This is a genomic window from Phaeovibrio sulfidiphilus (assembly GCF_014861485.1).
Classification (GTDB): domain Bacteria; phylum Pseudomonadota; class Alphaproteobacteria; order Rhodospirillales; family Rhodospirillaceae; genus Phaeovibrio; species Phaeovibrio sulfidiphilus.
Map to the genome: position 1 here is coordinate 247936 of NZ_JACZHT010000001.1, position 22294 is coordinate 270229.

Annotated in this window: 10 protein-coding genes; 6 read left to right on the forward strand and 4 right to left on the reverse strand. The window is 67.4% G+C overall.

What is annotated here, in order from left to right; translation table 11 throughout:
- Positions 1-82 precede the first annotated feature (82 nt).
- The gene (locus IHV25_RS01035) at positions 83-5329 is read right to left on the reverse strand and encodes an autotransporter outer membrane beta-barrel domain-containing protein (RefSeq protein WP_192533110.1); all 5247 of its coding nucleotides are present in this window, start codon (positions 5327-5329) and stop codon (positions 83-85) included.
- Between the two features lie 573 nt (positions 5330-5902).
- Positions 5903-9130 (reverse strand): hypothetical protein, encoded by a 3228-nt coding sequence (locus tag IHV25_RS01040; RefSeq protein ID WP_192533111.1) that lies wholly within the window; start codon positions 9128-9130, stop codon positions 5903-5905.
- Between the two features lie 108 nt (positions 9131-9238).
- Here IHV25_RS01040 and IHV25_RS01045 point away from each other — a divergent pair, with 108 nt between their 5' ends.
- Positions 9239-11182: a hypothetical protein gene (locus tag IHV25_RS01045; protein ID WP_192533112.1), complete on the forward strand. Its 1944-nt coding sequence runs from the start codon at positions 9239-9241 to the stop codon at positions 11180-11182.
- A 332-nt stretch (positions 11183-11514) separates the two neighbouring features.
- Here IHV25_RS01045 and IHV25_RS10285 read toward each other — a convergent pair whose 3' ends face one another.
- Both IHV25_RS10285 and IHV25_RS01055 read right to left on the reverse strand, forming a co-directional pair.
- Complete coding sequence (locus tag IHV25_RS10285; RefSeq protein ID WP_197974903.1) at positions 11515-13533, reverse strand: oxidoreductase; 2019 nt, start codon at positions 13531-13533, stop codon at positions 11515-11517.
- Between the two features lie 131 nt (positions 13534-13664).
- A complete protein-coding gene (locus IHV25_RS01055) occupies positions 13665-14675 on the reverse strand; it encodes a diacylglycerol/lipid kinase family protein (RefSeq protein WP_192533113.1) in 1011 nt (336 codons plus the stop codon).
- 633 nt (positions 14676-15308) lie between these two features.
- Between IHV25_RS01055 and IHV25_RS01060 the strand changes: the two genes are divergently transcribed.
- From IHV25_RS01060 to IHV25_RS01080, 5 genes are all read left to right on the forward strand, one after another.
- The gene (locus IHV25_RS01060; protein ID WP_192533114.1) at positions 15309-16325 is read left to right on the forward strand and encodes a glycosyltransferase family 4 protein; all 1017 of its coding nucleotides are present in this window, start codon (positions 15309-15311) and stop codon (positions 16323-16325) included.
- Between the two features lie 374 nt (positions 16326-16699).
- On the forward strand, positions 16700-17593 hold the full coding sequence (locus tag IHV25_RS01065; protein WP_192533115.1) for a YicC/YloC family endoribonuclease: 894 nt from the start codon (positions 16700-16702) through the stop codon (positions 17591-17593).
- An 11-nt stretch (positions 17594-17604) separates the two neighbouring features.
- Positions 17605-18321, forward strand: a complete 717-nt coding sequence (gene gmk, locus IHV25_RS01070) for a guanylate kinase (protein ID WP_192533116.1) — start codon at positions 17605-17607, stop codon at positions 18319-18321.
- Complete coding sequence (locus IHV25_RS01075; RefSeq protein ID WP_192533117.1) at positions 18311-19537, forward strand: aminotransferase class I/II-fold pyridoxal phosphate-dependent enzyme; 1227 nt, start codon at positions 18311-18313, stop codon at positions 19535-19537. Before gmk ends, IHV25_RS01075 begins: the two co-directional genes overlap by 11 nt.
- Before the next feature lie 22 nt (positions 19538-19559).
- Entirely contained in the window at positions 19560-22055 is a 2496-nt protein-coding gene (locus IHV25_RS01080; protein WP_192533118.1) for a DNA translocase FtsK, read from the forward strand.
- Positions 22056-22294: the final 239 nt, after the last annotated feature.

Below are 22294 nucleotides of genomic sequence, written 5' to 3' on the forward strand. Positions count from 1 at the left end.
AAAAAAAGGCGGCTCCCGAAGGAGCCGCCCGCTCGGATCCGAAGTTCCCGGTCTCTACCCGATGGATCCGAAGATCCGGGGCCTACCACCTGTACATCACGCGAGCGGTCCCGCCGTAGCTGTCACGCTGGCCGACAGAGCCCTGGAAGCCGGCGCCCACAGACAGCGTCTCCAGCGCGGTCCACTGGACACCGACCTCACCGATACCGGTGTGCCCCATGACGTCGATGGCCGGGATGTGCGCAACGTTCGGAGAGCCGATCTTACGGGCGGAACCCTTCTGGGTGCCGTCGAACTCGTACTCCCACGCCGCACCCACATAGCCCTTCAGACTGGGCAGGAAGGTGTGCGACAGGCGGGCACCGAGGCGCGAGCGGGCCGACAGGGAGCTGTCGAAGCGCAGTTCCTCGCCGGCCGTGTCGCTCGCCGTGTCCGACCCCATGTGGGCGAACAGGCCCTTCGCGTAGAGGTCGGCCTGGCCGTCCTGCCACGTGTCAACCAGCATGCCGAGGCCGACGTGACCGCCGACGTAGGTGGCGTCGGTGTCGAAGTTGGTCGCGGACTGGTGCCCCTCGTACTCCGCGTCAACGTAACCGGCGCGAACCGAGGCGTCGGCGTAGATGCCGTTGCAGAAGCTGTCGTGACGGACAACCAGCGCACCGCCGTAGTAGCTGGCGTCGGCCCTCCCGTTGAACGCACCGCGCCAGGCGAAGGCATTGTTCAGGTCATAGCCGCCCCAGCCGGCCTCGAACAGGACACCGACCGTCGTGCGGCCGTACTCGTGGTCGAGAGCAACTCCGGGACCAGCCGCCAGGCTGAAGCCCGTGCCCGAGACATCTGAGCCCGTCGTCACCCTGGAGTGGCCACCGCCAACGGTAACCATGGCGACGGGCTGGATGCCCCTGGCCGGGTTGTAGGCGCCAAGCGGAAGCGCGGTGTCGAACGCATCCACCAGAAGATCCTGACCCTGGTTCAGCAGGGTTTCGGACGCCGTGCGGGCCTGCAGCGCGGACGTGCCACGGTCAGCCGCGATACCGCGGAACTCAGCAATAACCGAGTCGTTGGTACCCCAGTCGCGGATCGTGTCGGTGGCGTCGTTGTTGCCGTAACCGACCGCGTACACGCCCTCGATGAAGCCCTGGTGAGCCCAGGAACGCGCCTCGATGGTGGCGGCCCGGTCCTCGGAAAACGTCCTGCCGCGGATCGTGGACACATCACCCTGGATCCGGTCAACCAGCGTCAGGCGGGGGTTGATGCCCTTCTGAGCGTATTCCTTGCTCTTGCGCAGGCTCTCCATGTCGTCGATGGAGTCCAGACGCTGGCTCAGGTCGACAGACCGGTCGCGATCAAGGTGAACGATCGGAGCCGTGCCACCCACAACCTCAAGAGCCACGATGCCGTTGGCACCGGTCTCGGTCACGAGCTTGTTCTTCTTGCCATCGCTGCCGGTGGCAAGACGCTGGCCGTCAAACTTGGCCTGCCACGCGTCCGCCTCGGCGATACGACCCGGGAGGTCGTTCGACAGGTGGAACAGCGCCTCGTTCACGGTCAGAGCCTGACCCGGGGCAGTCGAGGTGATCGCCAGACGGGCCGATGTGTGGTAGCCGCGGAACATGTCCCCCACCTCCAGACGGCCGCCGAACGCGTAGTTGCCCGTCCCACCGGCGCCCGCCATGTCGCCCCTCACCACGGTCTGGGAGCCGGAGCCCAGCCACAGGGTGCTGAAGGCCACGCCGCGAGCCGACCGATCCTTGAGGTTGCCCGCAACCGCATTCTGGAAGTCCAGCGTGGTGGCCGTGATCTGGACCGGGTTCTCGATCCAGTCCCGGGACACGGTGTTCGTGGTCGCAACGTGGATACGATCGGCCCACAGGTCCGCACGACCGCGGGTGCCCTTGTTGTCATCGACCGTGATGGCGATGCTGTTCGGGCCCGAGTAGCGGTTGTCGACGATGGTCAGCGTTCCCGGAAGAGACAGGCGACGGACATCGTTCGCATCGGCCGTTGTCGTGGTCGTGAGATCACGATCGTTGTCGATCACCCAGTCCTTGCGGATCTCGAAGCCAGTGATCGTCGCCTGCAGGTAGTTCTTCTTGTCCGCGGCGGTCACGATACCCAGCGAGTAGGTCGCGTCCGCCACGTTGCCCCAGGTGTCGCCGATGGTGCCGGCGCCGTTGTGACCCGTGAAGGTCGAGCCCGCCGCCGTGTTGACCAGGTTCACGGCCTGGCCCAGACGGACGTTGTCCGCGCCCAGGATGTTGACCTTCGTGGTGTCGCTGATCGCCAGGCCGGAGCCATCCTTCGAGCCCGCGTTCACCGACAGAATCTGGGGCACGAGGCCCTCATTCGGAACGTGCGCAAGGTTCGCCACGTCAAAGACAACGGTCCGTCCGGACGCGGACAGCGGGACCGCCACCTCTCCGAGCTCCCTGTCCGTCCGGGTCACATCAAGCCGGTTGGGCGTGTTGACGCCATTTTGAACCGCATTGCCCGCGTAGAGATGACCCCCCGCCTGCCAGGTCCAGCCGGGGGAGCCGGTGGCCGAGGCAAGGGACAGCGTCCGCCCCCCGCTCATGCCCAAATGGGTAAATGCGACCCGATAGGCGCCCCCCGGCAACGTGGTACCGGTTACGGGTCTCTCGTTGAGCTTCAGGGTCAGATCCTCGTTTGCGGCGAAAAGGGTGGTGGCGGTCACGAACACCGACCCGTGCGCCCGGTCGATGTTCAAAACCGAGCCCGATCCTCCGCCCGTACGCAGGACCGAAACCTCAACCCTCGCCTCGCCCGCGTGAGGCGCAGCAAACCCTGCGTCATCAAAATCGGACCACGTCCCGCTGATCCGCCCGCTGTGAGTATCCATATTGGTTACCGTCAGCGTGTCGGCTGTCAGGCGGGAGACAGACCCCCTGCCAGTTGCGAATTTGTGCCCGTTCCCTCCGTAAATTCTCAAATGATCCGCCACGTGAACATGACCGCCCCTCACGGCAAGCGTCACGTCGCCGCCCGAACCGTTGTCCAGGGGCCGGTCTCCCGTCGCCCGGGTCTGGCCTCCTCCACGCAGACTCAGCCCCTGGCCGAAGTACGCCGAGCCGCGGCTCACGTCCACCGTCACGGACCCACCATTCCCCCCGGTGAAGTTGATGGACGCGCTGCCCGCCCTGCCCCCGATGAACAACCCCTCTCCCGCCACATCAAGGGTACCCACGGCAATACGGGCGTTTCCGGCCCGCGCTCCGGCCACCTTTTCGTTTGCGTGCCCGCCGTCGCCGCCACGAATTACGAGCTGGCGGCCAGCCTGATACGTGCCTCCCACAGAGACCTCGAGATCGCCCCCTACTCCGGCCACGACAGCGCCCGTCGGAATACGGGGGTCGAGCTGGTGGTTCGCGGCCCTTGAGTTTCCCGCATACCCGGTCACAAGCGAATGATCGCCCCCGACACGCACGTCCCGTGCAACCGAAAGGGTGGCGCCTCTTCCATTCCCGGCCCGCCCCGCGGTCTCAAAGCCGGAAAGGATCCCGCCGCCGGAGGCCGGGTTTATCTCCAGCCCCCCCGAGGCCGAGACAAGGTCGCGCCCGACTGTCACCTGAATGGCACCCGAATCACCGGCATCCCCGCCAGTGGCCACACTGCCACCCTGGGCTCTGATCCCGATCCGCAGCACATTCCCAAACGTGATATCGGACGCGTAGCTGACCCGAACATCGCCACCATCACCGCCCCGGGCGGGGCCTCCCTCACCCCAAGCCTCCCCCCCGCTCCCGCTTGCAAAGGAGGCCCCCCCTGCATAAACGGCGGCACCGTGGTAGATCTCCTCCACGTTCCCGCCCCGGCCGCCCACACCTGCACTGTTAACCAGGCTCCCAATTCCCCCAATCACACGGTATTGGTGGTCCAGTGTCGTGCCCGAGCTGAGGCATACATCCGTAACCCCGGTGAGGCGCGAGGCACCGTAAACCACGCGGACATCCCCACCCGCACCGCCCTCACGCGTCTCCCGGGCGTCCCTATCCAAAGAGAGGAAGCCTCCGCCCCCTGCAACAATTTCCGCATCGCCCCCGATCAGGGTGCGACCGCCCACGCTCAGAAAAACGCCGCCGCCCTCGCCGCCTTTTCCCGCAAGGCCGGACGCGCCTCCATGGCCTGCTTGAAGAACAAAGCGGCCGCTGTAGTACACGGGTGAGCCGTCCGAAAGCGTTGCCTGGCGGACCTCGAGAGTGTCCTCGACCCGGAGGATAACATCCGTGGACCGGCCTCCCCTCCCCCCCGAATCCGTATCGGAGCCGGATCCGCCCGTGGCGCCGTCGCCCGTCGAGTTCATTGCGGCGACCAGGTTGCCGTAGACCGAAATCCTGCCCGCATCCACAGTAATCGTGGACGCATTACCGCCGGTACCGGTCCCCGCGCCGCGTCCGGATCCCGCCAGAACCGAGCCACCGCCCGCTGTTTCGATGAAAAAATCCCCCGCCGCGTATTCCCCGGGGGGCATCCCGTTGGCGTACCCGACCTCCACTTCCCCGAAAATTTCGTGTTTCGCCGTGCCGTCACCGCCCCGCCCACGGCCTGACGCATCCCCGCCGGCGGCGCCAGACAGGGTCAGGGTGCCGTCAGCACCACCAAGAACGACCAGCTTTTTCGCAAATGTCACGACGCTCCGGCCGCCGGACCCACCATCTCCGACGCCACCTTCGCCCCCCGCAACCGCGGTTGACCGGTACTGCCCCTTGACGACCACGTCCTCGAGAAAGCTCACGGTAACCGTTCCGGCACTGCCGCCCGTTGACCCGGCCCCCTGCCCGCCCCGACCGCCTTGTCCGCCCGGTCCGATCTCAACCCGAGTTCCCAACGCGGTGGACACGGTGCCTGAGAAAACGGCCGTGACGTCTCCCCCGTCGCCGCCACGACCGTTCGGAAGAGCACCCCCGTCGCCCCCCTTGCCCGACTGAATGGTGAGAGTTTTGCCGCTGGCGAGAACCAGGGGACCGTTGAGCGTCACCGTCGCAGCCCCACCCGAGGCGCCGGCACCGCCGACCCGCCCATCCGCCACGGACCAGCCCGAAGACCCCTCCCCGCCGGCGAGGGTCACGGACCCCATACCTCCGTTCGGATCGACGCCTGCGAAAGAGCCGGACCAGCGGGCCTCGCCTCCAGCCCCCACGCTGAGCGTCCCGCCGCTGGACGCGGTGAATGCACCGGCCTTGCCCCCCGTGACGGTCAGTGTATCGCCATCCTGGAGAACATCCCCTGTCACCCACGCCTCGCCGCCCTTCAGGTCTCCGGCGGGAGGAACCGGTGCACCCCGGTGCTCCGACCCTCCGTCTGCGCGCACAGCCTCCCCTGCAAGGCCAGACGTCGCCGATGCATCATTGCTCGCACCCTCTCCCCCTTTGACGACCGCCGACGCCGCGCGAGCATCGCCCGCGGCAACGAACGGACACGCCGCAACAAGTGCAAGCACCGAAACAAGAACTCCCGCCCGCCCAACTCCGCACTTCATACCTTTTACCCCGTACTTCGTGGATCCGCCCCCGAACCACTCCTCAAAAGGGCACTCCCGAGAACAGGGCGGACACAACAACCTTGCAGTGGAAAATACAATAAAAACTCCCGAAGACACAGAATTTTACAGCCTTAAAAATGAGATTTGTCCACATCGCTACCCTAAAGCGGCATTAGTACACATCACACATGTGAAGATTCCCACTGGAAGCACGCAACTTATTGGTTTTTCTATTACCTCAGATTTAAATTCACAGGCGGCGACGCAGCGACACCATCCCGGAACAAGCGCGGTGACGCTCCGGCAGCAGGACCGGACAAAAAAAAGGCGGCTCCCGAAGGAGCCGCCCATTCAGATCCGAAGATCCTGGTGTCTACCCGATGGATCCGAAGATCCGGGGTCTTACCACTTGTACATCACGCGAGCGGTACCGCCGTAGCTGTCACGCTGGCCGACGGAGCCCTGGAAGCCGGCACCGACCGACAGGTTCTCCATCGCGGTCCACTGGACGCCGACCTCACCGATACCGGTGTGGCCCTTGACGTCGATGGCCGGGATGTGCGCGACGTTCTGGGAGCCGATCTTACGAGCGGAACCCTGCTGCTTGCCGTCGAACTCGTACTCCCACGCCGCACCGACATAGCCCTTCAGGGTGGGCATGAAGTTGTGCGACAGGCGGGCACCGAGGCGCGAGCGGATGGAGGTCGAGCCGTCAAAGCTCAGCTCTTCCCCAGCCGTGTTGTGCACGGTGTCCGAACCCATGTGGGTGAACAGGCCCTTCGCGTAGAGGTCGGCCTGGCCGTCCTGCCACGTGTCAACCAGCATGCCGAGGCCAACGTGACCGCCGACGTACGTGGCGTCGGTGTCGAAGTTGGTCGCGGACTGGTGACCCTTGTACTCCGAGTCAACGTAACCAGCGCGGACCGAGGCGTCGGCGTAGATGCCGTTGCAGAAGCTGTCGTGACGGACAACCACCGCACCGCCGTAGTAGCTGGAGTCGGCCTTCGCATTGAACGCACCGCGCCAGGCGAACGCGTTGTTCAGGTCGTAGTCACCCCAACCGGCTTCGAACAGGACACCCACCGTCGTGCGACCGTACTCGTGGTCGACGGAGAGACCCGGACCGGCCGCCAGGCTGAAGCCCGTACCGGAGACGTTCGAACCGGTATCCACCTCACGGTGGCCACCACCGACCGCAACCATGGCGACGGGCTGGATGCCCTTGGCCGGGTTGTAGGCGCCGAGCGGAAGCGCGGTGTCGAACGCGTCGACCAGCAGATCCTGACCCTGGTTCAGCAGGGTTTCGGACGCCGTGCGGGCCTGCAGCGCGGACTTGCCGAGGTCAGCAGCGATACCGCGGAACTCAGCGATAACCGAGTCGTTGGTACCCCAGTCGCGGATCTTGTCGGTGGCGTCGTTGTTGCCGTAACCGACCGCGTACACGCCCTCGATGAAGCCCTTCTGAGCCCAGGAACGCGCCTCGATGGTGGCGGTCCGGTCCTCGGCGAAGGTCTTGCCGCGGATCGTGGACACATCACCCTGGATCCGGTCAACCAGCGTCAGACGCGGGTTGATGCCCGACGGAGCGTAAGCCTGCTTCTTGCGAAGGGTCTCCATCTCGTCGGTGGAGTCCAGACGCTGGGTCAGGTCGACAGTCCAGTCGCGATCGAAGTGAACGATCGGAGCCGTGCCACCGACAACCTCAAGAGCCACGATGCCGTTGGCACCGGTCTCGGTCACGAGCTTGTTCTTCACACCGTCGGTGCCGTTGGCAAGACGCTGGCCGTCAAACTTGGCCTGCCACGCGTCCGCCTCGGCGATACGACCCGGGAGGTCGTTCGACAGGTGGAACTGAGCCTGGTTCACCGTCAGAGCCGCCGCGGCAACAGACGCGTCGTTCGTCAGGCGAGCCGAGGTGTGGTAGTCGCGGAACTTGTCGCCAACTTCCAGACGGCCACCGAAGGCGTAGTTGCCAACACCGTCAGCACCCGCCATGTCACCCCGCAGGTTCGTCGCCGAACCGGAGCCGAGCGCCAGGGTGTTGAAGGCCACACCACGAACCGAACGGTCCTTGAGGTTGCCCGCAACCGCGTTCCCGAAGTGCAGCGTGGTCGAGGTGATCTGGTTGCCGTTCTCGATCCAGTCGCGGGACACGGTGTTCGTGGTCGCAACGTGGATCTTGTCGGCCCACAGGTCCGCACGACCGCGAGTACCCTTGTTGTCATCAACCAGGATGCCAAGGTTGTTCGGGCCCGCGTAGCGGTTGTCGACGATCTTCAGGGTACCCGGCAGGGACAGACGACGAACGTCGCTACCGTCGGCAACGTCAGCGGTCTCAAGGTCACGGCTGTTGTCAATGACCCAGTCCTTGCGGATCTCGAAGCTGGTGATCGTCGCCTGCAGGTAGTCCTTCTTGTCCGCGGCGGTCACGATACCCAGCGAGTAGGTCGCGTCCGCAACGTTGCCATAGGTATCCCCGATGGTGCCGGCGCCGTTGTGACCCGTGAAGGTCGAACCGGCAGCGGTGTTCACCAGGTACACGGTCTGGCCAAGACGCAGGTTGTCCGCGCCCAGGATGTTGACCTTCGTGGTGTCGTTGATCGCCAGACCGAAGGCGTCAGCCGAAGTGGCGTTCACCGCCAGGATCTGGGGGACAGCACCCTTGGCCTCAACGCGGTCAAGGTTGGCCACGTCGAAAGCGGCCGTACGACCGGCTGCCGACTGCTGAACCGCAACGATATTGGCCGACTTGTCATCCTTGCGGGTCACGGTCAGCGTGTTGGCTGCGTTGTCGGTACCGTTGTGGGCGTTGGCAGCGTACAGGTGGCCGCCGGCAACCCACGTGTAAGCGACGGTCTCGTTCGCGGAGGCGATCGCCAGATTGGAGGCGCCACTCATACCCAGGTTGGTGAAGGACACCTGGTAAGAACCCGGGTTGATCTTGTTGGCACCAATCGGACGCTCGTTCAGCACCAGCGACAGATCCTCGTCCACCGCGACAACGTTGTCGGCGGTGACCGAAACCGTGCCGTTCTGACGATCGATGGTCAGCTTCGAACCCGCACCGTCGTTCGTACGCAGGATGCCCACGTTCAGCGTGGCCGAGCCAGCGTGGGTGGCAACCTTGCCGTCCGTGTTGTAGGCGGAGGCCGTACCCTGGATCTTACCGTCCGTAACGCTTCCCAGAGTCAGCGACTTCGCGCTCACCCGGGCTGCACCGGCATCCGTGTTCGCCTTCTCGGCGCCGTCACCACCGGTGATGCCAAAGGCACCGACCGAGTAGATGTAGCCCTCGTTGGCGGTGAAGGTCGCGTTACCGGCCGCACCGTTCTTCGCCTTGGTGGCGTCCTCGGCGTTGTACTGCTTGCCCGCAGCCACCGAAAGACCCTCACCGAAGAACGCAGCGCGCCCCGTAACGGTCGCATTCACGTCACCAGCGTTACCGCCCGCGAAACCAGCCGTTGCGCTGCCCGCGTTACCACCGGCAAAGGAGCCGCCCTTCGCGACGTCAAAGACGCCGACCGTGACATTCGCCTTGCCAGCGTTGGCACCGGCAACCTTGGCGCCCGCGTTACCGCCCTGACCGCCGGAGTACGTAACAGCGTCGGTCGAACCATAAACGCGCTTCACGGAAACCGTGAGGTCGCCACCGTTACCGGCCGAAGCGGTGTTACCGGGGCGAGAATTACCAGCAACTGCCAGATCACCGGAGTTGCCAGCGCTTCCTGCCGAAGCCGTGTGAGCACCCGAGACGATCAGGTCGCGAGCGACAGTAACAGTCGTCGCCTGGCCGTTACCAGCCTTGCCCGTAGCGGTCCCATCGGTAGCAGAACCACCGTTTGCAGCGCCGAGCTTCAGCGCGGCGTCACCGAGCAGGTCGCGAGCGACAGACACCTGAACAGTACCGGAGTCGCCGGCCTTACCGGCGCCAACCACTTTACCGCCAGCGCCACCGGCGATGGTGATCTTGCCAGTCGCCTTCGCGTCAGAGCCGTAAGCAACCGCGATGTTGCCACCGACACCCGCTTCCGCCGTCTCAGTAGTACGGAGGTTGGCGTCACCACCGGTGCCGCCCGTGATGTCGAGGGTACCAGCGTAGTTGGCCGCACCGACGTAGGTCTCGGTGACATTGGCACCGCGACCAGCCTTGCCGGAAGCAAGAGCGTCCGTCGCGACCGCCGTGCCCGCAGCACCACCGTTGCCCGCGGTCACCCCATAAGCGGTACCCGCGTTCATCACGACAGTCGTGATCTTGTCCTTGAAGGACGTGCCATAGGTGTTGGTGACGTCACCGGCAGCACCACCCGTCGCCGTAGCATTGCTGCCCTTGACGGCGTCTCCGCCCGTACCACCCGTGAAGCTGGCGTTGCCCGTGATGGTGGTCGCACCGGCAACCGTCAGGGCAAAAGCACCGCCAGCACCACCGTTACCGATGGTTCCGCTGTCACCGCCGTTGTTACCGCCAACGGTCAGATCGCCGCCTGCGGGAGTCCCAGCCTTGTCTGCGCGGACGGTCAGATTGCCGCCAACAGTGATGCTGGTCGAACCGCCGGCACCGCCCGTGCCGCCATTGGCGACATCGGAACCCTTGCCACCAGCGGCACCGGTCACCTTCAGATCACCAATCACGACAGCGTCCTTGGCAACCTCAAGGGCAACAACAGAACCCGCGCCACCCTGGCCGGTGCTCTTCGCATCGCCACCCTTACCGGTGGTGACAGTGAGATCGCCCTTCTTGGTGTCGAGACCAACGGTGAGCGAGCCATAGCTCTGGGAGATGGCCGAACCGGCACCACCCGTGCCCGACCCGCTCGAGTCGGCACCGTTTCCGCCTTTGATAGCCAGCGCGGAGTCAAACGCGGCAGCCTTCTCGAACTTGGTGGTGATAACACCACCATTTCCACCATTTCCGGAAGCAGCCGCGGCAACCACGCCACCAGAAACACCGTTAACAGTGAAGGAACCGATTTTCGAGTCGTCGAGGACCGTCAGGGAGACGTTCCCCACGTTACCGCCGTTGCCCGTGGAGGCAGCCTGACCAGCCGCCTTGCCGGTCGCATTGATCACGAGCGCCGCTTCAGTAGCGCCGGTTGCGTCAGCAGCCTGAGAAAGGCCGCCGTTGATCACGAGCGTCACGCTGCCGGAATCACCGCCGTTGGCAGCAGCGCCGTTGACCGCATCACCGGCAAGAAGCTCAAGCTTCTTGCTCGCCGCGAGCGTCACACCGTTGGTGAAGTTCACCGTCACGCTACCGCCGACCGCGCCGGCGGTCGCGCCACCGACAAGGCCACTGCCCGACGTCAGCGAGATGTCGGAAGCCCCCTGGGTGTCAGCGTTACCGCCAATAAAGGAGCCGCTCCAGCTGGCGTTACCGCCCGCGCCAGTGGCAGTCCCAGCACCACCCTTAATCGTGAGCTTCTTGCCGTCGGCAATCGTGTCGTCCTTGACGGACACGTTCGCGCCGTCCTTGGTCACTTTGTCTTGTTGAGTGTACGTGGTGTCACCCAGTGTCGGGTCAACCGCGGGAGCTCCGCCGTCCGCACCCGTCACCACAGCGTCCTGAGCAGCAGCCCAGGCATTACCTGCCGAGAGCGCCGGGACGGCCAGGGCGAGTGCGAGCGCCGAAACGACAACTCCGCTTCTCCTGATCGAAACCTTCATATTTTCAACCCTCTTTCCTAGTTGTTCGGTGATTAACCCCGAACGGTCTATGAGCGACGCGAAAAATTTCCTTCGCTGCCCTTCCTTTGAAGTACAGCAAAATGCCCCCCCACTCAAAGGCTCCATGGCCGTCAGGTGACTTTTTTTTAGCCTTGTTGCAAAAAGGCAACAAACACCATAAATCGTTGTGTACAATCCAGGGACGAAAAAAAGGGGGATAGCGCCGATCTGGCCCCACCCCCCTTCACCTGCATAGCGTGCCAAGCCCGTTGTAAAACAACCATAAACTTGGCTTAAAGTCCCTGGGCCGGACCCGGCCCGGTCTCACTCGCCGTGAGCGAGACAGAGCCCTTTCACTTCTTTCGGCCCGACTTTCCGCCCTTGGCGGCCTTACCCGATTTCCCGGATTTCGGCGCGGCCGGGGCTGCGGGAGCCACCGGAACACGCGGAGCCGGAGCGGCGGGCATCCCCGCCGGCGGCACCATTCCCGCCACAAAAGGAACCTCCCGGGACGCCGGGCGCACCGATTCCGGCACCAGACGCGGTGAAACCGCCGGTTTCAGGACAACCGGGTCCGGAGCTTTGGGAGGCTGGGAAGGCGCAACCGCCGGTTTCGGAGCCTCGACGGGCTTCGAATCAACATTTTGGGGGTCCGGCTTCACCGACTCCACTTTCTGAGGTTCCGGAGTCGCCACAGCGGCCTTCACCTCGGCCTTCACGGGCTCGGGCTTCACCGGCACTGCCTTCGGGGGCTCCGGGGCCTTCACCTCGGCAGGCTTCACAGGTTCGGGCTTCGCCGGCACCGCCTTCGGGGGCTCCGGGGCCTTCACCTCGGCCTTCACCGGCTCGGGCTTCGCCGGCACCGCCTTCGGGGGCTCCGGGGCCTTCACCGCGGCAGGCTTCACGGGCTCCGGCTTCACCGGCGCCGCCTTCGGGGGCTCCGGGGCCTTCACCGCGGCAACCTTCACGGGCTCGGGCTTCGCCGGCACCGCCTTCGGGGGCTCCGGGGCCTTCACCGCGGCAACCTTCACGGGCTCGGGCTTTTTCGCAACCGCGGGTTTCGGAGCCGGAAGGGCCTCCGGGGTCGGGCGGGCCGTCAGGGCGGGGGGCGCTGCGGGCGCGGACGGAGCCGCCGAGGCCGCACGGGCCTCCCTGCGGCGGCGCTCCTCCACCCGGTGTGCCGCGCGGCGAAGCTGCTCGGCGCGGCGGCCCAGAGCGGTCGCGGGCCCCTCGGCCTTAGCGGGATCGACGGGAACCTCATACGGCTTGAAGTCCGTGTAGCCCTTCGAGCCCCCGCCAAAGAACACGGCGGGATCGGCGATGGCCAGCGGCCAGCCGTTGCGCAGGCGCTCCACAAGATCCGGGTTGGCAATGAACGGACGCCCGAACGAGGCGATGTCAATCAGACCGCCGACAAAACCGCCGCCCTGGCTCATCAGGCGCTCGGCCTCGGCGCGGTCCAGGCTGCCCGCGAGGATGATGGTGCCCGAGAACGCCGCCCGGAACAGGCGCAGGAAGGACTCCGGGATCGCCCGCTCGCCCGAGGGCAGCATCTCGCTGTTGAAGTGCACATAGGCGAGACCCATGCGCGACAGCGCCCGGCCCAGAAGAATATAGGTCTCGGCAATGGACTCGTAATGCGGGTTGTCGAGCCGCGTGCTGAACGGCGACAGGCGCACGCCCACACGGGACGGGCCCACCCGGTCCGCAACCGCCTGGAGCGTCTCCACCAGGAACCGGACGCGGTTCTCAACCGAGCCGCCGTAGCAGTCGCTGCGGTCGTTGATGTTCGGGTTCAGGAACTGCTCGAACAGGTAGCCGTTGGCCCCGTGGATCTCGACACCGTCGAAACCGGCCCGGATGGCGTTCTCCGCCGCCTGGGCGAACTCGCGGGAGATGCGGGGCATCTCCTCGGTCTTCAGGCCCCGGGGCTGGGAGGGGGACACAATCTTCGGCTGTCCGTTCTCCAGGCCCGTGACAACCCGGAACAGGTCGTCCTTCAGGGTCTTGTCGGTGGAGCTGACCGGCGCGGCCTTTCCGGGCTGGATGTCCGAGTGGGAGGCGCGGCCCGCGTGCCAGATCTGCGCGAAAATGACCCCGTCCTCCTTGTGGACGGCGTCCGTGACCTTTTTCCAGCCGCGGATCTGGTCCTGGGTCCAAAGACCGGGCGTGGCGATCGAGCTCATGGCCTCCGGCGACACGGCAATACACTCGGAGACGATCAGTCCGGCCCCCGCGCGCTGCGCATAGTAAAGGGCCGTGTCCTCGTGGGGGATCGTGTCAGGCGTCCGCGACCGGGTCATGGGAGCCATGGCAATGTGATTGGCCAGGCGTCGCCCGGCAAGATTATACGGGGTAAACAAGGATTTCATGGCGTGCCCTCTATCCTGTTTTCAGCGCCGGAGGAAAGACAGGATTATAGAAGGCGAAAAATATTCCTCAAACCCTAAACGCAATTCCGACATATTTTAATCACGGACGGTGATAAAAAATGCCACATTTTTCAGCCGGTTCGAGACCCGCCCGCCGCAGGCACCACAAGCCTGAGAGGAACCGGGTCCACCGACACACCGGACAGGGCCCCGGGGCAGGCGTCCCCGTCGATCTGGGCGCCTTCGCGCTCCAGGCCGTGCAGCCGGACACTCCGGGCGGACACGATCCGGACGTCGGGGAAGCGGTCCAGGCGCCCCAGCGCGAGACCCCAGGCATAGCGCAGGCAGTTCAGGGGGCCGGGGCGCTCCAGAATCAGAACCTCGAGCTCGGGACGGGAGAGGTCGGCGCCGGGAGCCACAACAAACGCGCCCCCGTAATGACGCCCCTTGCAGAACACCGCCGAGGCCGCCCGGAAGCGCTGCCAGTCGCCCTGCGGGGTCTCGATCTCGAGGGAGCACAGGGGGAAGCCATAGGTGAAGGCCCCGCGCAGGGCGCTCCAGACATAGGCCAGCTTGCCGCCCACCCGCTTGAGGGACGGGCTGACGGTGCCCACCACGTGGGCATCGAAGCCGACCCCGGCCATCATGACAAACCGCCGGGCCTCGCCGGAGTGGCCGGCGGAATCCGGCGGCGCACACCGGGCCACACCCAGATAAAGGGGCCGTTCGACGCCCTGAACGAGAATCCGGGCCGCCCCGGCCGGATCCCGCGGGATTCCGGCCTCGATCGCCAGAACGTTGGCCGTGCCCAGCGGCAAAATCCCCAGCGCCACCCCGGGACATCCGGCTCGGGCCAGTCCGTTGGCCACCTCGTTGACGGTTCCATCCCCTCCGGCCGCCACGATCACGTCGTAGCGCCCTTCCCGGGCGGCCGCCCCGGCCAGACGGACCCCGTCACCCGCGCATTCGGTGTAGCGCACGTCCGCCGTCGCCCCCAGGGCCCGAACATCGTCCAGCACACGCCTGAGAATGGCCTTGCGCGCCGTTCCCGCAGTCGGATTGGCAATCACAAGCAGCCGCCGGGGCGAACCGGAAGCCCCGGCACAGGCACCCGGATCGCGGGCATCGGAACAACACTCCATCAGACAGCCATCCTCCGGCAGGGCGCGAGACAAGCATGCGACCGCCCCGGGCCGGAGCCGGACGCACTCCACCAAAGTCTCCGCAAGACCATGACGCCGCAAGTAAAATAATGGACAGGCACACGGGGAACGGGAGCGGACAGCCCCGCCCCGGACGAACGGCGCCCCGCCCGCGCAAACGGCCCCGAGCCCATCCAGGGAGGCTGCGCAGCCCGGGGGATCGTGCCTCCAACCCGAGAGAGCGGGGGCCCGGGCAACACCAACAGCGCCCCGCCCGCACAAACCGCCCCGTGCGCCCGCCGGAGGCTGTCTCCGCCCGGGCGGGGGACAAAGCCTGACCTCGAACGCGCCCCTCTTCCATCCGTGAATGCCCCGGCGCGCCCGAGCCGCCCCGCTGCCCCTCTCCCCCCTGCCCCTCTCCCCCCTGCCCCTCTCCCCGCAGTCCCCGGCCCTCCCCGGAGTGCCGCACACCGCGACCCGCCGCCCGAACCCCGCTCCCCGCCCCGTCCGGCGAGAAACGCGCCCGATACACGGGCATCCGTTTGCGAGTTATGATACACCTCCTGCTGTTTCCGCCCCCCGGGACTGAAGACCCACAAAGGACCACCAGAGGATCACCAGAGGACCGCCACAATGCGCATTGCCCTGATTACGGACGCCTGGGCACCACAGGTGAACGGCGTGGTCCGCACCCTGACGACCGTCACCCGCCTGCTGGAGGCGGCGGGGCACGAGGTTCTTGTGGTGGAGCCGGGACTGTTTCCCAGCGTCCCGTGCCCGACGTACCCGCAGATTTCCCTGGCGCTCTTTCCCGGCCGGAAAACCGCGGCCCTCCTGGATGCCTTCGATCCGGACGCCCTCCACATCGCCACCGAGGGCCCCCTGGGCCTGAGCGCCCGGCGCTACTGCCTGAAACGGAACCTGCCGTTCACCACGGCCTTTCACACCCGGTTTGCCGAGTACATCCAGGCCCGCACCGGCCTGCCCCTGGCCGCGGGCTACGGGCTCCTGCGGTGGTTCCACCGGCCCTCCCGGGGGATCATGGTGGCCACCGCCAGCCTGGCCCGGGATCTGCGCGCCCGGGGGTTCCAAAGCCCGCTCAATCTCTGGACCCGCGGCGTGGACACGGACCTCTTCCGCCCCCTGCCCGGCCCCGGCCCCGTGGACCTGCCCCCCGGCCCCGGCCCCCGGATGCTGTACGTGGGCCGCGTGGCGGTGGAAAAGAACATCGAGGCCTTTCTGGACGCCCCGGTTGACGGCACCAAAATCGTGGTGGGGGACGGTCCCGCGCTGGAGGGGCTGAGGCGGCGCTATCCCGGCGTCCACTTCGCAGGAGTCCGCCACGGCGAGGATCTGGTGCGCCATTACTGCGCGGCGGATGTGTTCGTGTTTCCCAGCCGGACCGACACCTTCGGCCTGGTGCTTCTGGAGGCCCTGGCCGCCGGCCTGCCGGTTGCGGCCTATCCGGTCTCCGGCCCCCGGGACGTTCTGGGCCCGGCGCCGGTGGCAGCGCTGCGGGAGTCCCTTCCGGACGCCATCCGCGAGGCCCTCACGATTGACCGGGAGGCCTGCCGCCGCTTTGCGCTCGATCATGCATGGGAGCACAGTGCCCGGCAGTTTCTGGAGAACCTCTGCCCCCGCGCCCGATGAGCCCGGCACCGGAGTTTCCGACACCGGGGAACCCGGCACCGGGCTGCCGCACCCCCGACACGCCTCCACTGCCGCGCCAGCCTCCCCCGCCGCACCTCCCGCACCTCACAGACAGCACCCCCGGCTCCAGCCTTCCGCCCCCCGGGGAACCCGTCCCCGCCCCTCCACCGGAACAGCCCGCCGCCCCCTCCCGAGCCCCTCTCCCCGGAGCCGGTGTCCCCCGCCCCGGGCCGCAGGCAAAAACCACACCCGCGCGCCGTCCATCACGGATGCGCGCACGGCGGGTTGAGTGCCCTGTATGCGGTTGCTTCCGGCCAGGCCAGGCCTGTATAACGGAACCCTGTTTCATTCCTGCTATGAGGGGAGCGAAGCCAATGGCGCTCGCAAGCATGACGGGCTTCGCCCGGATGCCGGGAGACGGAGCCGGACGACGCTGGGTCTGGGAACTCGCGGGGATCAATTCCAAGGGACTGGACATCCGCCTGCGGCTTCCCCCGGGATCCGAGGCCCTGGAGATCCAGGCCCGCCGGCTGATCGGCAGCCGCGTGTCCCGGGGCACGGTGACGGGCACACTGACGCTGGACTACCGGGACCAGGACCCGGGCTACACCCTGAACGAGCCCCTTCTGAGGCAGCTTCTGGACATGGCCCGAACCCTCGAGCCCGAGGGGGTTGAGCCTCCCCGGCTGGACGGCCTTCTTGCGGTCCGGGGGGTTCTGGTGCCGGTCACCGAGACGCTGGCCACGGATACGGCCGCGAAGGCGCTTGAGCAGGCCCAGATGGCCTCCCTCGAAGCGGCCCTCGGCGCGTTTCTCGCGGCCCGGGAGGACGAGGGCCAGCGCCTTGGGGCCGTCCTGAGCGGCCTGCTGGACGACCTGGAACACCAGACCCGCGACGCCGCAAGCCGGGAGGCCCTGCGCCCGGAGGCCGTGCGCGCCCGCCTGGAACGCCAGATCGAGGAGCTTCTGTCCGCCTCGGGCACCCACCGCATCTCGGAGGAACGCCTGTTCCAGGAACTCGCCCTTCTGGCCCTGAAGGCCGACGTGCGCGAGGAGCTGGACCGCCTGCGCTCCCACATCGAGGGCGCCCGGGAGCTGCTGGACAGCGGCGAGCCCTGCGGACGACGCCTCGAGTTCCTGTCCCAGGAACTGAACCGGGAGGCCAACACCCTGTGCGCCAAGTCCCAGGACGTGGCCCTGACCCGGATCGGCATGGACATGAAAGCCACCATCAACCAGTTCCGCGAACAGGTTCTCAATCTCGAATAGGTCTCCGCCTGATGAGCGTTCCCCACTCCCTCCCCAGCCCGGCCGGACACGGCCACAGCCTCGAACACAGCCACGGCCCGGCCATCGCCCGCCGGGGCCTGATGCTGGTCCTGTCCTCCCCCTCCGGTGCGGGGAAATCCACCATCTCCCGGGCCCTGCTGAACACCGAGCACGGGCTCGAGATGTCCGTCAGCGCCACAACCCGCCCGCCCCGGCCCGGCGAGGTCCACGGCACCCACTACCGGTTCATGAGCGTGGACGAGTACACGGCCCTGCGCGAGCAGGGCGGCTTCCTGGAGCACGCCCGGGTGTTCGACAACTTCTACGGCACGCCCCGCGCGCCGGTGGAGGAGGCCCTGGCCCGGGGCCGGGACGTGCTCTTCGACGTGGACTGGCAGGGAACCCAGCAGCTGCGGGAGGCCGCCCGGGATGACCTGGTGAGCATCTTCATCCTGCCGCCGGACCTGGCCGAGCTGGAGCGGCGCCTGAAAACCCGCGCCCAGGACTCGGACGAGGTGGTCGCCCGGCGCATGTCCAAAGCCCTGGACGAAATCAGTCACTGGGGCGAGTATGACTACATCGTCGTGAACGAGCACATCGAAACCGCCATCGCGGACGTGCGCGCCATCCTCCGGGCGGAACGCCTGCGGCGCTCCCGCCAGAGCGGCCTGTTCGACTTCATTTCCGGCATGCGTGATTCCTGCGAGCACTCCCCCCATGATCCCTGATCCCCTGGCCCAGCTTCCCGACTACCCGTTCGCCCGGCTGAGAACCCTTCTGGGAGACACGCCTCCGGGGAAACCGCCCGTGGACCTGTCCCTGGGCGAGCCCCAGCATGCGCCCCCGGCCTTCCTGACCGAGGTGCTGGACCGGAACGCCGACGGCTGGCGCGCCTACCCCCCTGTTGCGGGCACACCCGAATGGAAAGCGGCCGTGTGCGGCTGGCTGGCCCGGCGCTACGACCTGCCCGAGGGCATGGTGGATCCGGCGGCCGTCCTTCCCGCCAGCGGCACCCGGGAGGCCCTGTTTGCGCTGGGGCAGCTTCTTCTGCCCGCGGGCCTGGCAGGAACCGGCGGAGCGGACGGCACAGGCGGCACGGCCCGGGCCCCGCTTGTGATCATGCCCGACCCGGCCTACCTGCCCTACCTGGGCGCGGCGGTCCTGAACGGGGCCACGCCCTGGCCGGTTCCCTGGAGCCGCACCGCCGCCACCGGGGGCTTCCCGTCCCTTCCGGACACGGTCTGGGAACAGGCGCGCATGGCGTACATCTGTTCGCCCTCGAACCCCCAGGGGACGCTTGTTTCCCGCGAGGGCTGGAGGCGCCTGGTCGAGAAAGCCCGCGCGACCGACACCATCCTGATCGCGGACGAGTGCTACTCGGAAATCTATGACCGGGAGGCCCCCGCCGGCGTCCTGGAGGCCGTCCGGGATCTTGGGGGCTCCCTGAAGAATGTCCTGGTGCTGAACTCCCTGTCCAAGCGCTCGAACGCGGCCGGGCTGCGCTCCGGGTTCATCGCGGGAGACCCGGATCTGGTGGCCGCCTTCGCCCGCATGCGGGCCTACGGCGCCGCCGGAATGCCCCGCCCGGTTCAGGCCGCCAGCGCGGCGCTCTGGAACGACGAAACCCACGTGGAGGAAAACCGCGCCCTGTACCGGCGCAAGTTCGACCTGGCCGAGAAAATCCTGGGGCACCGGCCCGGTTTCCGTCGGCCGGAGGGCGGGTTTTTCCTCTGGTTCGACGCCACCGGTCTGGGCCCCTCCTCCGAGGCCGTCGCCCTGCGCCTGTGGGCCGAACAGGGGGTGAAAGTCCTGCCCGCCCAGTACATGATGGTGGGCTCCGACAGCCTCCCCGAGGACCGGATGCGGCTGCGCATTGCCCTTGTCGCCACCGAGGACCGTCTGGGGGAGGCTCTGGAACGCCTGAACTCCCTCCAGCCCGCCTGACCGGCAGGGGTGAGGACCGTCGATGCCATACAAGCCCGGGCGCACGCCATTTCTGCCAAAAGCCGCCATAGCCGGACTGAAGACCGCCTCGGTCCAGGTCCTGGGGGGCCTGCTTTTGCTTGGCGCCGGGCTGCTGGCGGTGGCGCTGGCCACCTATGCCTCGTCGGACCCGTCGTTCAACACGGCCAGTGACGGCCCCATCCGCAACGCCCTCGGCCGCACCGGAGCCCTGGTCGCGGACCTGGGCCTTCAGGGCTTCGGGCTGGGCACCTGGATCCCCGTCCTGGGGTTCGGAGCCCTGGGACTGCGCATGTTCCTGGGGCGGAGGATCTCGCTGCTGCCCCTGCGCATCGTGGCCCTTGTGGTGGCCATGGTGTCCCTGTGCGGCGCCTTCGACCTGGTCCCCGCGCCCTCGAGCTGGCGGGCGGGAAGCAGCCTGGGAGGCTGGACCGGCGCCCTCGCCCACGATCTTCTGGCACGCCTGTTCGAGAGCCTCTCCTCCGGGGGAACGGGAGGCGCCCTGACGGGCCTTGCCACCGGTTTGCTTGTGCCCTTCGTCCTGTGCCTGCTCGCCCTGCCCGGCGCCCTGGCCCTTCTGTGGAGCCTGGGGCTCCTGCGCGGACTTGCGGTGGTGCTGGGCGCCCTGGAACGGCGGCGCCAGCGGACCGCCGCACGGGCTCCGGCGGACCGGCGCCCGGCCGCGCGACGCCGTGCGGTGCCTGTGTTCACCGGGCCCGAACTTCCCCCGGTGGTCCTGCCCCCCGGGACCGAGGCCGCCCATCCGGCTCCCGAGCCGCCGGCGCCCCCGCGGATCATTCCCGTGACGCCCCGCAGACCCGCACCGGAGCCGCCCCCCTTCCTGCAGGCCCCCGAGCCCGATCCGGCTCCCGGCCTGTCGCCGTTTTCCGGACCGGCACCGGACACCCACCCCCCGGTGACCCTGATTGTCGCGGACTCGGCCCGACCGGCCCGGGCGCCCCTGGTACCCCTGCCCTCCCTGAACCTGCTGCGGGCCTCCCCGTTTGCCGGACCCGGCACCCCCGCCGAGGCCGAGACAAAACAGGCTCTGGCCGAAAGCTGCGAGCGCCTGAGGCAGGCCCTGGCGGACTTCGGCGTGAGCGGCACCGTGAGCGATGCCCGCCGGGGCCCGGTGGTGACGTTCTATGTGTTCACCCCCGCCGAGGGCACCAACCCGTCCCGGGTCCGGGGTCTGGCCGACGACATCGCGCGCCGCATGGACGTTCCCCACGCCCGGGTGGCCTCCTACGAGGGCTTCTCCTGGCTGGGCATCGAGCTGGCCAACCCGGATCCCCAGGAGTGCCGCCTTTACGACATTCTTTCCAGAAAAGCGTTCCAGGGTCACGAGGGCATGGTGCCCCTGGTGCTGGGCCGGGACGTGTGCGGGGCTCCGGTGGTGGAGGATCTCACCCGCATGCCGTTCTACCTGGTGGCCGGAACCGAGGGCACCGGCAAGACCACGGCTCTTGCGGCGGTCCTGCTCTCCCTGGTCTACCGCCTGACCCCCAGGGACGCCCGGTTCCTGGTGATCGACACGGGGCGCCGCTCCCTTGCGGCCTTCGACGGCATCCCGCATCTGGTGACCCCCGTCATCACCGACACCGCCGCGGGCCTGAACGCCCTGAAGTGGCTGCTGCGGGAGATGGAGCACCGCTACACCCTGATGAACACCCTGTCTGTGCGCACCATCGAGCAGTACAACCTGAAAGTCCGCGAGGCCCACGCCAGCGGAAACCCGCTGCGGCGCAAGATCCAGACCGGCTTTTCCGAGACCGGGGCCCCGATCTTTGAAAGCCAGACCATCGATTCCACCCCCCTGGGCTACCTGGTGGTGGTGATCGACGAGATCGCCGAGATGATGGCCCAGTCTCCGGACACGGTGGAGACCGCGTTTGAGCGTCTGGCCGCCGTCTCCCGGGCCCTGGGCATTCACGTGATCGCCTCCACCGGGCAGGTCAACGCCCGGACCCTGACCCCGCGTCTCCAGGCCCTGTTCACCCACCGGGGCTGCTTCCGCACGGCGAACAAGCTGGATTCGCGGTTTATGGTCACCACCAACGGCGCCGAGCGCCTGCCCTCGCCGGGGGAAATGCTGTTCTTCCATGCGGGTGTCCCGACCGAGCGCATCCACGCCCCCCATGTCACCGCCGACGAGATCCGCCGGGTGTGTGACTTCCTGAGGGACCAGGCGCCTCCGTCCTACATTCCGGATGTGACCGCCGAGGCCGAGATGGACCCGGTGCCCGCGCCGGCACCGCCCCGGGATCCGAGGGCCCCGACCCTGGGCCAGCCGGTCATCCGGGCCCAGATCGACCCGCTCTATGACCGGGCGGTGGAGGTGGTGGTGCGCAGCGGCCGGGTCTCCCAGTTCCTGCTGCAAAAGCAGCTGAGAATCGGCGCGCCCCGCGCCAGCGCCATCATCCGCCGCATGGAGCAGGAGGGCCTTGTCTCCGCTCCGAACCTGGCGGGGAAGCGCTCCGTCATCGCCGGCAAGCGCTAGGCGAGGCCCGCAAGCGCCAGGCACCCGCACCGGGGCGCCCCGCCCCGCAGCCATAGGCAAACGGGGACACCGGGGAACGGGGCCCGACAGAGAAGCTCCGGGCGCATGATCCGATCGGCAACACCCCCGCCGCGGAAGCGCCTGGCACGCACGCTTCTGACACTGGACATCACCCGACCGGATGCACACCCGCACCCGCCCGGCACCCGCACCGGAACCACTGCCCGGGAGACCGGAGA